This is a genomic window from Pseudomonas sp. XWY-1 (assembly GCF_002953115.1).
Classification (GTDB): domain Bacteria; phylum Pseudomonadota; class Gammaproteobacteria; order Pseudomonadales; family Pseudomonadaceae; genus Aquipseudomonas; species Aquipseudomonas alloputida.
This window is the reverse complement of record NZ_CP026332.1, coordinates 4,155,427-4,169,405: the sequence shown is the minus strand read 5'-3', so window position 1 is coordinate 4,169,405 and position 13,979 is coordinate 4,155,427. Positions and strand designations below refer to the sequence as shown.

General features: G+C 63.8%; 11 protein-coding genes. 7 read left to right on the top strand and 4 right to left on the bottom strand.

Translation table 11 applies throughout. The annotated features are described in order from the left end of the window. Window positions 1-8: 8 nt before the first annotated feature. Window positions 9-1,970 carry an alkyl/aryl-sulfatase gene (locus PRJ_RS19335; protein ID WP_104962246.1) on the bottom strand — a complete coding sequence of 654 codons (1,962 nt, stop codon included), beginning with the start codon at window positions 1,968-1,970 and terminating at the stop codon, window positions 9-11. 101 nt (window positions 1,971-2,071) lie between these two features. Next, window positions 2,072-2,995 (bottom strand): LysR family transcriptional regulator, encoded by a 924-nt coding sequence (locus PRJ_RS19330; RefSeq protein WP_104962245.1) that lies wholly within the window; start codon window positions 2,993-2,995, stop codon window positions 2,072-2,074. An 84-nt stretch (window positions 2,996-3,079) separates the two neighbouring features. Here PRJ_RS19330 and PRJ_RS19325 point away from each other — a divergent pair, with 84 nt between their 5' ends. From PRJ_RS19325 to PRJ_RS19305, 5 genes are read left to right on the top strand one after another with little or no spacing between them, the layout of a single operon-like run. After that, complete coding sequence (locus PRJ_RS19325; RefSeq protein ID WP_104962244.1) at window positions 3,080-4,318, top strand: 3-hydroxyacyl-CoA dehydrogenase; 1,239 nt, start codon at window positions 3,080-3,082, stop codon at window positions 4,316-4,318. Continuing rightward, window positions 4,315-6,090 (top strand): acyl-CoA dehydrogenase C-terminal domain-containing protein, encoded by a 1,776-nt coding sequence (locus tag PRJ_RS19320; protein ID WP_104962243.1) that lies wholly within the window; start codon window positions 4,315-4,317, stop codon window positions 6,088-6,090. The genes PRJ_RS19325 and PRJ_RS19320 overlap by 4 nt, the downstream gene beginning before the upstream one ends. Window positions 6,091-6,123: 33 nt before the next feature. Beyond that, window positions 6,124-7,287 carry an iron-containing alcohol dehydrogenase gene (locus PRJ_RS19315; RefSeq protein WP_010953055.1) on the top strand — a complete coding sequence of 388 codons (1,164 nt, stop codon included), beginning with the start codon at window positions 6,124-6,126 and terminating at the stop codon, window positions 7,285-7,287. Continuing rightward, complete coding sequence (locus PRJ_RS19310; protein ID WP_020192318.1) at window positions 7,287-7,739, top strand: thioesterase family protein; 453 nt, start codon at window positions 7,287-7,289, stop codon at window positions 7,737-7,739. Before PRJ_RS19315 ends, PRJ_RS19310 begins: the two co-directional genes overlap by 1 nt. After that, window positions 7,736-8,920: an acetyl-CoA C-acyltransferase gene (locus PRJ_RS19305; protein WP_104962242.1), complete on the top strand. Its 1,185-nt coding sequence runs from the start codon at window positions 7,736-7,738 to the stop codon at window positions 8,918-8,920. Before PRJ_RS19310 ends, PRJ_RS19305 begins: the two co-directional genes overlap by 4 nt. A gap of 79 nt (window positions 8,921-8,999) precedes the next feature. Here PRJ_RS19305 and mtlD read toward each other — a convergent pair whose 3' ends face one another. Further along, window positions 9,000-11,123: a bifunctional mannitol-1-phosphate dehydrogenase/phosphatase gene (gene mtlD, locus PRJ_RS19300; protein ID WP_104962241.1), complete on the bottom strand. Its 2,124-nt coding sequence runs from the start codon at window positions 11,121-11,123 to the stop codon at window positions 9,000-9,002. Window positions 11,124-11,519: 396 nt separating this feature from the next. Between mtlD and PRJ_RS19295 the strand changes: the two genes are divergently transcribed. Next, entirely contained in the window at window positions 11,520-11,816 is a 297-nt protein-coding gene (locus PRJ_RS19295) for a DUF3144 domain-containing protein (protein WP_020191613.1), read from the top strand. A 19-nt stretch (window positions 11,817-11,835) separates the two neighbouring features. On the opposite strand, the gene PRJ_RS19290 is transcribed toward PRJ_RS19295, so the two are convergent. Next, window positions 11,836-12,729, bottom strand: a complete 894-nt coding sequence (locus tag PRJ_RS19290) for a LysR family transcriptional regulator (RefSeq protein WP_003247268.1) — start codon at window positions 12,727-12,729, stop codon at window positions 11,836-11,838. 146 nt (window positions 12,730-12,875) lie between these two features. Here PRJ_RS19290 and PRJ_RS19285 point away from each other — a divergent pair, with 146 nt between their 5' ends. Then, entirely contained in the window at window positions 12,876-13,955 is a 1,080-nt protein-coding gene (locus tag PRJ_RS19285) for a 4-oxalomesaconate tautomerase (protein ID WP_104962240.1), read from the top strand. Window positions 13,956-13,979: the final 24 nt, after the last annotated feature.

Genomic DNA, 13,979 nt, shown 5'->3' with positions numbered 1-13,979 from the left:
GCTGCCGCTCAGGGCGTGACGATATTGAAGCGCGAATCAGCCTCTTCCAGCCCCCCCATGAATTGCAGGAACTTCACCCGCTCGCCTTTGATTTCGATTGCCCCTGCTTTGGCTTCCTTGAGAAAGCCTGTCTGCTTCAAGGCAATGCTGTCCAGCGTCTGTTTGCGCATGATGACCTCTACATCGGCCTTGGCGTGGCGCGCCAGGTCGCGGTGGGTGAGGACGCCGTTGCGCAGGGTGAGGGCATAGTCTTCGTCCAGGTCGGAAAACCGCCAGTTGATGGACAGGTCGCTATCGGCAGCCTTGTAGGCATTCACCCGCACGCCCAGGTAGTCGAAAAACAGGCTGGGTGTCAGGGCCCGCACCATGTCATCGGCATTGCCGCCACTACCCGCACCGGCGGCCACGCCTGAGCGCAATTCCTGCGCGCCACTGAGGTAGGCATTGCGCCAGGTGGTGTTCTCACTCTGGTAACCCAGCTGCTCGAGCGCGTCAGCCTGCAATTCGCGGGCCTCGGTGTTGTCCGGCTCGGCGAATACCAGATGGTTGACCAATTGCGCCACCCAGCGATAGTCGCCCTCGGCGAAGGCCTGGCGGGCCTGGGTCAGGACCTGATCGGCACCTCCCATGGCCGCCACGTAACGCTTGCCGGCCGCTTGCGGTGGCAATGGGTCGAGGTTGGCCGGGTTGCCGTCGTAGAAGCCCATGTAGCGTTGATAGACGGCCCTGACGTTATGGCTGAGCGAACCGTAGTAGTCGCGGCTGTACCATTTGCTTGCCAGGCGCGGCGGCAGACTGGCCAGGGTCTGGGCAATTTCCATGGGTGTCTGGCCTTGATTGATCAGGCGCAAGGTCTGGCTGTCGAGGAAGGCGTACATATCGCGCTGGTCAGCCAGGTAGTCGCGGATGGCCGCTTTGCCCCAAGTGGGCCAGTGATGCTGGGCGAACACCACCTCGGCCTGGTCGCCATAGCGCACCAGCGACTGGTCCAGGTAATGGGCCCACACTTTCGGATCGCGCACCAGTGCCCCGCGCAGCGTCAGGACGTTGTGCTGCACGTGGGTGGCGTTCTCGGCCATGCACAGTGCCTTGAACGCCGGGAAATAGATGTTCATTTCCGCCGGCGCCTCGGTGCCCGGGGTCAGTTGGAACTCCACCTCCACGCCGCTCAGGGTCATGCGCTGCAGCGGTTGGCTGATTTCAAGCGTCGGCGCGATGAGGCTGATGGTGGCATTGGCCGGGACGCCCTTGCCCAGTCCGGCATCCACCTGGCCTCGCGGCCCGCGAGGCAGGGGGGCGCCGTACATGTACTGGGCGCGGCGCTTCATGGCCGGACCGGCCAGCACGTTTTCACCGATGGCATGTTCGAAGAACCCCTCGGGCGCGATGACCTGGACTTTGCCAGCCTTGACGTCCGCCTCGTTGATCACCCCGCGCACGCCGCCGAAATGGTCGACGTGCGGGTGGGTGTAGATCACCGTGGTCACCGGCTTGCGCGGACGGTGCTTGAAGTACAGTTCGAGGCCCGCCTTGGCGGTCTCCATGGCAAGCAGCGGATCGATCACGATCAGCCCGTCCTGCCCCTCGACGATGGTCATGTTGGCCAGGTCCAGGCCGCGAAGCTGGTAGATGCCCTCGGTGACCTTGAACAGCCCGGCGATGTTGTTCAACTGAGCGAGTCGCCACAAGCTCGGGTTTACCGTGGCAGGGGACTGCGCCGGCGCCAGAAAAGCATACTGGGCCAGGTTCCACACGGTCTGGCCATCGGCCGTCGCGACTGGCCCGTCGAACCGCTCGACCAGCCCACGCCGGGCTGTTTCGTAATCGACGCGATCCTCGAAGGGCAACCGTTGCAGCCACTGCTGGTTGCTGGCCAGGGTGGCCGGGGTGGCATCCTTGGCCGCTGTTGCGGCCAGGCTCGGAAGGGGGGCCAGCAGGGCAAGCGCCAGCATCGACAGTGAAAAACGCATGGGATGTCCTTGTTGTTCTTGGGGCAGAACACTCTAGGGGAGGGGCTTGCACACCAGCCAATACCAGAGCGGCATGGCCGCTATCGCGTTTCCTGATGGCTTCAGGCGGGGGGGAGCGTGAGGATCTGTTCGACCAGCCAGGCCAGGGCGGGGTCGTGCTGACGGTGGCTCAGGTGCACCAGTTCCAGCTCGAAAGGCTCCAGGGCAAAAGGCAATTCGTGCACCGCCAAAGGCAGCAGGTGCGCAAACTGTTGGGCCAGTTGCCGCGGCAGCACCACACACATGTCGGTGGCTGCGGCCAGATGGGCGGCCTGCAGGTAGTTGGGCGTGGTATAGGCGATTTGCCGGGTCAGGCCTTGCTCGGCCAGCCACTGGTCGACCATGCCCCGGGTCTGGCCGCCGTGCACCCAGATGTGCCGCAAGCCCAGGAATGCGTCGAGGTCCAGTGCCTGGCCTGGCGCCAGGTGCGGGTGCTGCTGGCGCAGCGCGATCTGCAGGGTTTCACGGCGCCAGGGGTGGCGGGTGAAGCGCGCCGGCACCTCGTCGAAACGGCCCAGTACCAGGTCGAGGTCGCCCCGGTCCAGCGCCTCGGCCGGCAGGTTGGGGGCCAGGTGCACCACGTCGATGCGCACGTTGGGGGCCAGTAGCTCCAGCCGCGCCAGGAGTGGCGGCATGCACAGCTGTTCGACGAAATCGGTGAGGGCGATGCGCAACTGGCGATGGCTGCGCTGAGGCTCGAAACCATCGCCGGTGCCCAGCGTCTGCTCGATCTGCTGTAACGCCGCACGTATCGGCCCCTCCAGTGCCAAGGCCCGTGGCGTCGGGCGCATGCGCCGGCCCACGCGGACCAGCAGCGGGTCACCCAGCTGGTCACGCAGGCGCGCCAGGGCATTGCTCACGGTCGGCTGGGTCAGAGCCAGACGCTCGGCTGCCCGGGATACGTTCTGTTCCCGCAGCAACATGTCGAAGACGCGCAGCAGGTTCAGGTCGAAGTTCGAAATATTCATGCTGAAAATATATGGCATACGAAATGGAAATTTCAAAAATACCTTCGGCCTGCTTAGGGTGATCACAGTCCTCATACCTACAAGAAAGCAGGAGCGTTGCGCGTGAATACTCCCTTCCCGATCAATCAGGTGGCTGTGATAGGTGCAGGCACCATGGGCCGCGGCATCGTCATCAGCCTGGCCAACGCTGGGCTGTCGGTGCTGTGGCTGGACTGCAACGCGGCAGCGCTCGAAGCCGGGCTGGGCATGGTCAGCCAAGCCTGGGCCCAGCAGGTGGAGAAGCAGCGCATCACCCAGGCCCAGGCCGACGCCTGCCTGGCGCGTGTGCAGGTGGTGGACGGCTATCCGGCGTTGGCGGAGGCCGACCTGGTGATTGAAGCGGTGTATGAAAACCTGGCGCTCAAGCAGGAAATCTTCCGTGCACTGGATGCACACCTCAAGCCAGATGCGATCCTGGCCAGCAACACCTCGGCGCTGGACATCGACGCGATTGCCGCCGTCACCCAGCGGCCGTCCCAGGTCCTGGGGCTGCATTTCTTCAGCCCCGCGCATGTCATGAAGCTGCTCGAAATCGTGCGTGGGACGCACACCGATCAGAAGGTGCTCGACGCCGCCCGCGCGCTGGGCGAGCGCATGGGCAAGGTGGCGATAGTGGCAGGCAACTGCCCTGGTTTCATTGGCAATCGCATGTTGCGCAGCTATGTGGGCGAAGCGCGCAAGTTGTTGCTTGAAGGGGCATTGCCACATCAGGTGGATGCGGTGCTGCAGCAGTTCGGCTTCGCCATGGGGCCGTTCCGCATGTACGACGTGGTGGGCATCGACTTGGAGTGGCGCGCCCGGCAGTTGGCCGGGCAAGGCATGCACGACCCGCTGGTGCAGGTCGACAACGCGCTGTGCGAGCTCGGTCGTCTCGGGCAGAAGACCGGGCAAGGCTATTACCGCTATGCGCCCGGCAGCCGACAGGCCGAGCATGACCCGCAGGTCGACGCCCTGGTGCTGCAGGTGTCCCAGCAGCTTGGCTACCGACGCCGGGGCATCAGTGCCGAGGAAATCCTCGAGCGCTGCCTGCTGGCACTGGTCAACGAAGGGGCGAAGGTTCTCCAGGAAGGTATCGCCGCCAGCAGCGGCGACATCGACCAAGTCTGGCTCCACGGCTATGGCTTCCCGGCTGCCACTGGCGGGCCCATGCGCTGGGCTGACGAGCAGGGGGCGCCGTTTATCCTGGCCCGGCTGGAATACCTGCAGGGCGTGCTTGGCGAGCATTGGCGCCCGGCTGGGCTGCTCTACTCACTTGTGGCCGGTGGCAAGCGTTTCGAACCGCGTGGGGAGGTTCAGGCATGAACTACCAGGCGCCCCTTCGCGACATGCGTTTCGTGCTGCATGAACTGTTCGACCTGAGCGGACATTGCCAGCAACTAGGTATCGAACTGGACCGCGACACCCTCGACGGCATCCTTGAGGAGGCCGCACGTTTCACTGGCCAGATCATCGCACCGCTCAATCGCAACAGTGACGAACAGGGCTGTCAGTGGGTGGGCGGTGAGGTCACCACCCCGGACGGCATGCGGGACGCCTATCGGCAATACGTCGAACATGGCTGGGCCAGCATGACCGGGCCGCAGGCCTATGGTGGGCAGGGGCTGCCGCAGATGGCATCGGCCAGCTTCCATGAAATGCTGATGGCGGCGTCGTTGTCGTTCCGCATCTACTCCGGCCTGACCGAGGGCGCGGTCCTGGCGTTGCATCGCCATGGCAGCGAGCCACTCAAGCAGGCCTACCTGGGCCGGATGGTCAGTGGCGAGTGGGCCGGCACCATGTGCCTGACCGAGCCGCAGGCCGGCACCGACCTGGCTTTGCTGCGCACCCGCGCCCAGCCGGAAGCGGACGGCAGCTACCGCATTACCGGCAGCAAGATATTCATCAGTGGTGGCGAGCAGGACCTGACCGACAACATTGTTCATCTGGTACTCGCGCGCCTGCCTGATGCGCCGGCCGGTGTCAGGGGCATCAGCCTGTTCCTGGTGCCCAAGCTGCTGCCCGGTGGCGAGCGCAATGCGCTGGGCTGCGGGGCGCTGGAGCACAAGATGGGCATCAAGGGGGCCTCGACCTGCGTGATGAACTTCGACGGTGCCCAGGGCTGGCTGGTGGGGGAGGCCAACCAGGGCCTGGCCTGCATGTTCACCATGATGAACGATGCCCGCTTCCAGGTCGGCCTGCAGGGGCTTGGTATTGCCGAGGCCGCTTTTCAGGGAGGGCTGGCCTACGCCCGGGAGCGTCTGCAGTCGCGCTCGCTTGCCGGGCCGGTGGCTGCGGAAAAACCTGCCGATCCGATTATCGTCCATCCAGACGTGCGGCGCATGCTGCTGACCCAGAAGACCCTTACCGAAGGTTGTCGCATGCTGGGCATCTACACCGCTCGGCAACTGGATCTGGAGCACGGTGCGATAAGTGCACCGGCGCGCCAGGCGGCAGCTCGGCGGGCGGCGTTGCTGATTCCTATCGTCAAGGCGTTTTTCACCGACGTCGGTCAGGAAGTCGCCAGTCTTGGGGTGCAGGTGTATGGCGGTCATGGCTACATCCGCGAGTGGGGCATGGAGCAGTTGATGCGCGATAGCCGCATCACCCAGCTTTATGAAGGCACCAACGGCATACAGGCCCTTGACCTGATACGCCGCAAGGTCCTGGGGGACGGCGGGGCCGAGCTCAATCTGCTGATCGACGAAATGGCGCTGCACGTCAGGGCTGCCAATGCGCTCGGCGGCCTGCAGGCCATGGCGACGGCCGTGGGGCAACGTTTGGAGGAATGGCGCGTCTTGGCCGCCCATGTGGTCGAGGCCTGTCAACGCGACCCCCAGGAGTCAGGGGCAGTGTCGGTTGATTTTCTTGCCTACTCGGCCTACGTGCTGTTGGCGGCGATGTGGTTGCAAGCGGCGGTGTGCGCTGAAGCGACGCTTGCCGCCGGCAGCGCGGAAACAGCCTTCTACAGGGCCAAGCTTGACGCCGCGACGTTCTACTGGCGGCGGCTCCTGCCCCGCGCCACTGCTCACCGTGAGGCCCTGCTGGGTGGCGCGGACTGCCTGATGGCGCTACCGGCGAGCGATTTCGCGTTCTAGCGCACGGCAAACCACACGAACAAGGAGAGTGCGATGCAGCCTTTCAGCTTTGCCACCACTGCGCAGATCCTCTGCGAACCCGGCGCGGTGCAGCGCCTTGCAGGTCTGTGCCGTGAGCGCGGTGCCAAGCGTGTTTTGATTATCAGTGACCCGGGTATCGCCCGCCTTGGCATGCTTGATGACCTGCTGCCGGGGTTCACGGCAGCCAAGGTCGGTGTGGCGATCTTCAGTGAGGTTACGGCCGACCCTAGCGAGGCATGCGTGCTGGCGGCCGCCCAGCGCGCCCGGCATATCGGCGCCGACCTGGTGGTGGGGTTTGGCGGCGGCAGCTCGATGGATGTGGCCAAGCTGGTTGCGCTGCTGGCCCACCGCGATTGTTCGCAGCCCATCGCCGAGCTGTACGGCATCGACAGGGCCAAGGGCCGCCGGCTGCCGTTGATCCAGGTGCCCACCACGGCAGGTACCGGTTCGGAGGTGACGCCGATCGCCATCGTCACTACCGGTGCCACCACCAAGATGGGCATTGTTTCGCCGCTGCTGTTGCCAGACCTGGCAGTGCTCGACGCCGTCTGCACCCTCGGCCTGCCATCGGCGGTGACTGCTGCTACCGGTATCGATGCCATGGTGCATGCCATCGAAGCCTATACCAGCCGCCTCAAACGTAACCCGCTATCCAGCCTGCTGGCCCGTGAGGCGCTGCGGCTGCTGGCGGATAACCTTGACCAGGCTGTGCACAATGGCGGCAACCTGCAGGCCCGCCAGGCCATGCTGCTGGGGGCTTGCCTGGCCGGCCAGGCCTTTGCCAATGCACCGGTGGCGGCGGTGCATGCCCTGGCCTATCCGCTGGGTGGGCACTTTCATGTTCCCCATGGCCTGGCCAACGCGCTGGTGTTGCCGCATGTGCTGCGCTTCAACCTGCCGGTGGCGGCAGTGGACTACGCCGAATTGGCCGTGCCGCTGTTGGGGGCCCGTTTGCAGCCCGGTGATCAGCGCCAGCAGGCAGAACAATTCGTGGCCGAGCTGGCCGCGCTGAGCAGCCGCTGCGGGTTACCTGACCGCCTGCGCGACGCCGATGTACCGCGTCATCGGCTTGGCCAGCTGGCCGAAGACGCGATGCAACAGCAGCGCCTTTTGGTCAATAACCCGCGTGAAGTCACCCAGGCCGATGCGCTGGCCATCTATGAGGCAGCCTACTGATGAGCTACCTCCGGCAACGTGAACACTATCGGCACTTCACGCCTATAACCACCCGATGGCACGACAACGATGTCTATGGCCACGTGAACAATGTGGTCTATTACAGCTTTTTCGACAGCGCCGTGAACCGCCTGCTGGTGCGAGAGGGCGGGTTGGATATCGACCAGGGGAGGGTGATCGCGCTGGTGGTCAGCTCCGCCTGCGACTACCAGGCGCCGGTGGCCTTCCCGCATGACATCGAAGTGGGCCTTGCGGTGGGCCGGTTGGGCAACACCTCGGTGCACTATCAGTTGGCCGTGTTCCTTGCCGGTCAGCCATTGGCCTGCGCCACCGGCCGCTTCGTCCATGTATTCGTCGACCGCGAAGGGCGGCGCCCGGTGCCGGTACCTGACTGCCTGCGGCGCGTGTTGAGCGAACTGCAGCCCCTATCCCCTGAGGAACAGCCATCATGAAAGACGCCGTGATCGTCGCCACTGCTCGCACACCTATCGGCAAAGCCATGCGTGGTGCCTTCAACGACCTGAAAACCCCCAGCATGACGGCTGTCGCTATCCGCGCCGCGGTAGAGCGGGCCGGTATCGAACCGGCGCAGGTCGATGACCTGGTGCTGGGGACTGCCATGCAGAGCGGCACTGCCGCGATCAACCCGGGTCGGCTGTCTGCGCTGGCCGCCGGCCTGCCCCAATCGGTCAGCGGACAAACCGTCGACCGCCAGTGCGCTTCAGGCCTGATGGCCATTGCCACGGCGGCGAAGCAGATCATGGTTGATGGCATGCAGGTGACCATTGGCGCAGGTCAGGAGCAGATCAGCCTGGTGCAGCAGGTGCACAACCAGCTGGCCAGTGAGGCTTATGACCCCGCGGTATTGCGCATGAGCGAGCATGCCTACATGCCGATGCTGCAAACGGCCGAACGGGTGGCCCGGCGTTATGGCATAAGCCGCGAAGCACAGGATGTCTACGCCCTGCAGTCTCAGCAGCGCACGGCGGCGGCGCAGGCGGCAGGGCTGTTCGCCGCTGAAATCGTGCCGGTGATTGCACGCAAGAAGGTGGTGGACAAGCTGACAGGTGTCGTCAGCCATGAAGAGGTGCGCCTGACCCAGGACGAAGGGAACCGGCCGGCGACGACCCTGGCCGATCTGCAGGGGCTCAAGCCCGTGGTCGAAGGCGGTTGTGTCACGGCCGGCAATGCCAGTCAGCTGTCCGATGGCGCCAGTGCCTGCGTGCTGATGGAGGGTGCGCTGGCGGCGCGCTCGGGCATCGCAGCCCTGGGGCTTTACCGCGGTATCGCCGTGGCTGGCCTGGCCCCCGAGGAAATGGGCATCGGCCCGGTATTGGCGGTGCCCAGGCTACTGCGCCAGCAGGGCCTGACGGTAGACGATATCGGGCTATGGGAGCTGAACGAGGCGTTTGCCTGCCAGGTGCTGTATTGCGCCCAGCAATTGCAGATCGACCCGGCGAAACTGAACGTCAATGGTGGCGCCATTGCTATCGGCCACCCCTACGGCATGAGCGGCGCGCGGATGGTCGGCCATGCCTTGCTGGAGGGCAAGCGACGTAAGGTGAAGTACGTGGTCGTGACGATGTGCGTGGGCGGCGGCATGGGCGCAGCGGGCCTGTTCGAAGTGCTTTAGGCCGGTACCCAAGGCCAGCCCATGGCGCTGACCGGGACGCAGGCGCAACTCGCGCCCACAGTGTCCCGGCCAGGGCTGGTTATGAGCCTACAGCAACCGCGTGGCGCGAAGCCGGCTGTGGCAATTGGCGGAAGCCTTCACGGATGGCAGTGATCAGTTCCGCGTCCTTGACGCGGCACAAGCCGGGGAACGGTTTTTTGGCATGGGTGAGCACTGCTTCGACGCTTTCCTGGTTGTCGAGGTAAACCTGCCTGATTGCCTGGCTTTCCAGGTCTTTGCTGTCGCTGCAGTTCAGGGCGTGGTGAATGGCGAGGCCCGCGCCAAACGCCAGGGCCGGGGTTGCAATACCGTGTTTGCGAGCAAGGTCGATGCTGCTGAGGATGCGTTCGTTGCGTTGCAGCTTGCGCAAGGGGTCGCGGCCTACCCGGGCGCAGGGGTCTTTGAACGAGGTTTTGCAGCGCTCTAGAAATGCCTCGGCAAAGCGGCTGACCACCTCGGCCATCTGTGGGTATTCGGCCACCAGTGCGGGCGCGACCTCTTGGCGAATCAGGCGCTCGGCCAGTTCACTCACCCGCGCATCGCCCATGCCCTGGCCGACCCAGGCATGGCCCAGCAGGCTGGCGTACCAGGCAACGATGGCGTGCGGGCCGTTCCACAGGCGGTTCTTGATGATCTGGATCTGGGCGATGTCTGGCACTGTCTTCACCTGGCGCAGGCGTTCGAGCAGATCGCTGCCGCGTTCGGCGTAAAGCGGCATGTCAGATTCGCTGTTGAACAGCACCAGATGCAGCTGGCTCATGGCGCTGCTGGGCTGTGCAAAAGGCCTGAAGTGGCCGATCAGCCGTTCGTACTCCGGTAGCGGCGCTGAAGGTTTGCGGGTGTTTGCAGGCTCGTCTTCCAGGCTGTTCTGGAACATCTGCGACTTGATGCGCAGTTGCCGCACCAGCGCGTCATTGCCCAGTTTGGACACGATGCGGCTGACCACCGTTTCGGCGAAATGGGTCTTTTGCATAACCTGCTCGCTGATCGCAGGCGGGCACAGTAGCGACAACTCGGCTTGCACATGACGCCGCACGAACGCCGCACCGCCAACCTTGTTCAGCACGATCAGCAGGGTCAGCTCCCGGCCTCGGCGCTCGAAGCGTTGCAGCAGGCCTTGGGCGATCACCCTGGCCTGGCTTCTGATGGCCTGCTCGGGCAGGCTCAGGCCGATGATTTCGGCAGTGGTGTACATGCCGATGACGGCGTCGTCGTCATCCATGTCGATCATGCGCACGTTGTCGATGGTCTGGTCGAACGACGTGGCACCGTAGCGCACGCTGTAGCGGCCGAAGGCGCTGACGCTTTCGCGCAGCATGCGCGAGCGGGTTGCGGCAATGATTTCACGCGGTCGGGTGTAGCCGTCCCAATGGGAAAATACCTGCGTCAGGTAACCGCCGCCGATGGCGCCGAAACCATGAATGCCCACGCTGAACTGGTTCATCGAGGCCGGGAACGGCTCGCTCAATGCAGGCATGCCGAGGTCGGGTACGCACTCGCTCAGGTCGGCGAGAAATTCATGCATGCTGCGGTAGGCTTTGAGCGCGCCTGCCTTGATTTCCGGCGCAGGCGGCTTGATGTCCTCGATCAGGATCGCCTGCCCTTCGGCGCGCATCGCTGACAGCATGCCGTTTTCCGAGTCCTCGACCATGAAGCACTGGCCTGGCTCGCAATTGAGCGCGCGGGCGGCTTTCAGGAAAATCTCGGGGTGGGGTTTGCCTTGGCTGACTTCATCGCCACAAACGGTGATGTCGAAGTACTTCAGCACGTTGGCGTTGATCAGGTACTCCTCGGCAATGGCACGGCGGCTGGAGGTGGCCACCGCCATGGTCAGGCCCGATTTGCGCAGGCGCTCCAGTACCTCCAGCAGGCCGGCCTTGATCGGTACGCCGTGATTGCGCACGTACTCCAGTTCAAGTTCATCGGCGCGTTGGCGGATTTGTGCGTACGGGAAGTCTTCGCCGTTATGCGCCTTGGCGAGGGCTTCGGCCTTTTTTGCGCTCAGGCCCAGCGAGCCAATCAGGGTCTGCTCGCTCAGCGCTTTGCCGAAGATTTCCAGAGAAGCTTGCTTGAGTGTCTTGAAGCGCAGGCGCTCGGTGTCGAAGAGGGTGCCATCCATATCGAAGATGGCGCTGAAAATCTGTTTACCGTGAAAGAAAAGCATTGGCTGTTGCCCCTTGTCGTTGCGTCAGGCACTCCGCCTACAACAGGCGAGTACGGTGTGTGAGCTGCAGAGGAGGCAGTCAGGTCGGGGGCACACGTTCGACAGGGGGACGCTCAGGAGTGACGCAGAGGTAAGGCGGGGCGGAGCGGGGCGTGCAGAGGAGGTTGGCAACCGTTGAGGCGAGGCGGGTGGCGCGTTTGGCCTTGAGGTCACGCCCACTGGCTGCAGTCGGTTTCGCAGGCAGTGGGCGCAAATAGCGATGGATACGTGTGATTCCAAGCATGAGGTGCTTTGCTTCCTTTTCGTCATGGGTGATCCTTTTTCAGCCTTGCACGTATGCGCCGCGACATGCAAGGCTTGGCCTCCCGCTCGCATTGCGCAACAAGGTGAACCCCAATGACCCAAGCTACCGACCAGGCCTTTTACGATCGCGCCGATGCGCACATCGAACTGGCGAACCAGCAGATCGAAAAGTTCGAGGACCTGGGCAAGGTAAGCGCCTCGCTGACCTTCGGTGCCGCGCGCTTCAGCGCCTGGATGAGCGCCCGCAGCTTCAAGAGCGGCGCGGAGCTGGGTGCGGCACGGGAAGAGATTCTGAAGTACTTCTGTGATCAGTACCGGATGATGCTCGAGGACAACCTCGATGAGCATGTCGAGCATTTTGACCGGTACATGCTGGGCAAGAACGACTAAGCCAGGTGCGCCACTTCCCTCAGCGATTTGGCCATTTCTGCAGCAGGATCGAAACGAATTTCTCCGCAGCCGGCGACAGCGATGCGCCGCGCCGGTACACCAGCCCTAGCGTGCGGGTGACTTGCGGCTCGATCAACGGCACGCTCACCAGCGTGGGGTGGTCGGCGTTGGGCATGGCCAGGCTGGGCATGGCCGACACACCCAGCCCGGCCTCGACCATGCCCAGTGACGTGGACAGGTGTTGCACTTCGTAGAACCACTTGGGCCGCAGGTTGAGCCCGGACAACGCATGGTCCAGCAGCATGCGGTTGCCACTCAGGCGGCCGACGCCGATCAGGCGGTAATCAGCCAGCTCTGTCCAGGTAACGGAGGCGCGATTCGCCAGTGGGTGGTCACGCCGGCAGGCCAGTACAAAGTGCTCCTGCACCAGCGAGACAAACTCGATGTCCGGGTGCTGGCCGCTCATCATGTTGATGCCGAAGTCGGCCTCGCCGCGCAGTACGGCTTCGAGCCCGTCGTTGGCGCTAAGGTCCAGCAGGCGAATGCGGATTTTCGGGTATTGCTCGTTGTAATCGCGGATCACCGACGGCAGGAAGTAGAACGCCGCGGTAGGAATGCAGGCGAGGGTAACCTGACCGGTCTGGCGCTCGGCCAGCTCGCGGATGCTGAGGATCGAGTCTTCAAAATCATCCAGCAGGCGCCTGGCCTTGGGCAGGAAGTCGCGGCCCACGCTGGTCAGGCTGACCCGGCGAGTGGTGCGTTCCAGTAGCGAGGTGCCCAGGCCTTCCTCCAGTTTCTTGATCCGCCGGCTCAGGGCCGGCTGGGACAGGTGAAGCGCTTCGGCGGCCTCATGAAAACTGCCAAGTTCGGCGATTTTCACGAAAGATCTGATGTCTTGCAGCTCATATTCCATAAGAAACCTTCGACTGGCCTGGCGCTATATTGATGTTTGAATCGCAATAATAGCTACGATATTTGCATTGGATTGATTTATCCATCCCTGTCACTCTTTTGCTCACAGCATCAATGATGTCCATTGATCAACAAGAGTGCGAAATCATGCAACGAATTCCTTGCGTACTCATGCGCGGCGGTACCTCCAAAGGGCCGTTCTTCCACGCCTGGGACCTGCCTGCCAATGTGGTCGAGCGCGACGAGTTGCTGATCAACCTCATGGGCTCTGGCCATGAGCTGGAAATCGACGGCATCGGTGGCGGCAGCCCGCAGACCAGCAAGGTGGCGATCATCAGCCCGTCACTGCACGCCGACGCCGACGTCGACTACCTGTTCGTGCAGGTCATGGTCGCACAGCGCCGGGTCGATACCGCCCCCAACTGCGGCAACATGCTGTGTGCGGTTGGGCCGTTCGCCATCGAACAGGGGTTGGTAAAAGGCCAGGAAGGCAAGACCTTGGTGCGCATTCGCAACCTCAACACCGGCACCTTCGTCAATTCGCTGGTCGAAACGCCCGGCGGTATCGTGCGCTACGAAGGCCGCACGGCGATCGATGGGGTACCGGGCACTGCCGCCCCGGTGCACCTGACCTTCCTCGACGCGGTCGGCAGCAAGACCGGCAAGCTGTTCCCCACGGGCAAGGCCCAGGACGTGATTGATGGCGTGCCGGTGACCTGCATCGACATGGCCATGCCGATGATGGTGGTGGAGGCCAGCCAGTTGGGTGTCAGCGGCTCGGAAACCCCGGCTCAGCTGGACGCCAACAGCGCGCTGCTCGAACGCCTGGAAGCGTTGCGGCTGAAGGCCGGAAAGGCCATGGGCCTGGGCGATGTCAGTGGCATGGTCATCCCCAAGCCAGTGCTGGTGTCCAAGCCGCGCTACGACGGCACGCTGCAGGTTCGCTATTTCATGCCGCACAACTGCCATCGTGCCTTGGCGATCACTGGAGCCGTGGGGCTGGCGACTGCCTGCGTCAGCCCTGGCACCGTGATTGCCCACCTGTTGGGCGAAGGCGCGCAGCAACTGGCCGAGGTCCGCCTGGAGCACCCAAGTGGCGGCATCGATGTTGCGCTGACGCGTAGCGCTGCCGACGGCCAGACGATCCAGGCTTCGGTGGTGCGAACCGCCCGGCGGCTCTTCTCAGGGTTCGTCTACGCCCCTACATTCCGCAGGTTGGCCGGGTAGTTCCAGGCACCGATCCAGACCTGC

Coding starts and splice junctions, on each gene's coding strand:
- PRJ_RS19315 (WP_010953055.1), top strand. CDS start 6,124: ATGCAGCCTTTCAGCTTTGCCACCACTGCGCAGATCCTCTGCGAACCC.
- PRJ_RS19295 (WP_020191613.1), top strand. CDS start 11,520: ATGACCCAAGCTACCGACCAGGCCTTTTACGATCGCGCCGATGCGCAC.
- PRJ_RS19310 (WP_020192318.1), top strand. CDS start 7,287: ATGAGCTACCTCCGGCAACGTGAACACTATCGGCACTTCACGCCTATA.
- PRJ_RS19330 (WP_104962245.1), bottom strand. CDS start 2,995: ATGCCATATATTTTCAGCATGAATATTTCGAACTTCGACCTGAACCTG.
- mtlD (WP_104962241.1), bottom strand. CDS start 11,123: ATGCTTTTCTTTCACGGTAAACAGATTTTCAGCGCCATCTTCGATATG.
- PRJ_RS19290 (WP_003247268.1), bottom strand. CDS start 12,729: ATGGAATATGAGCTGCAAGACATCAGATCTTTCGTGAAAATCGCCGAA.
- PRJ_RS19320 (WP_104962243.1), top strand. CDS start 4,315: ATGAACTACCAGGCGCCCCTTCGCGACATGCGTTTCGTGCTGCATGAA.
- PRJ_RS19285 (WP_104962240.1), top strand. CDS start 12,876: ATGCAACGAATTCCTTGCGTACTCATGCGCGGCGGTACCTCCAAAGGG.
- PRJ_RS19305 (WP_104962242.1), top strand. CDS start 7,736: ATGAAAGACGCCGTGATCGTCGCCACTGCTCGCACACCTATCGGCAAA.
- PRJ_RS19335 (WP_104962246.1), bottom strand. CDS start 1,970: ATGCGTTTTTCACTGTCGATGCTGGCGCTTGCCCTGCTGGCCCCCCTT.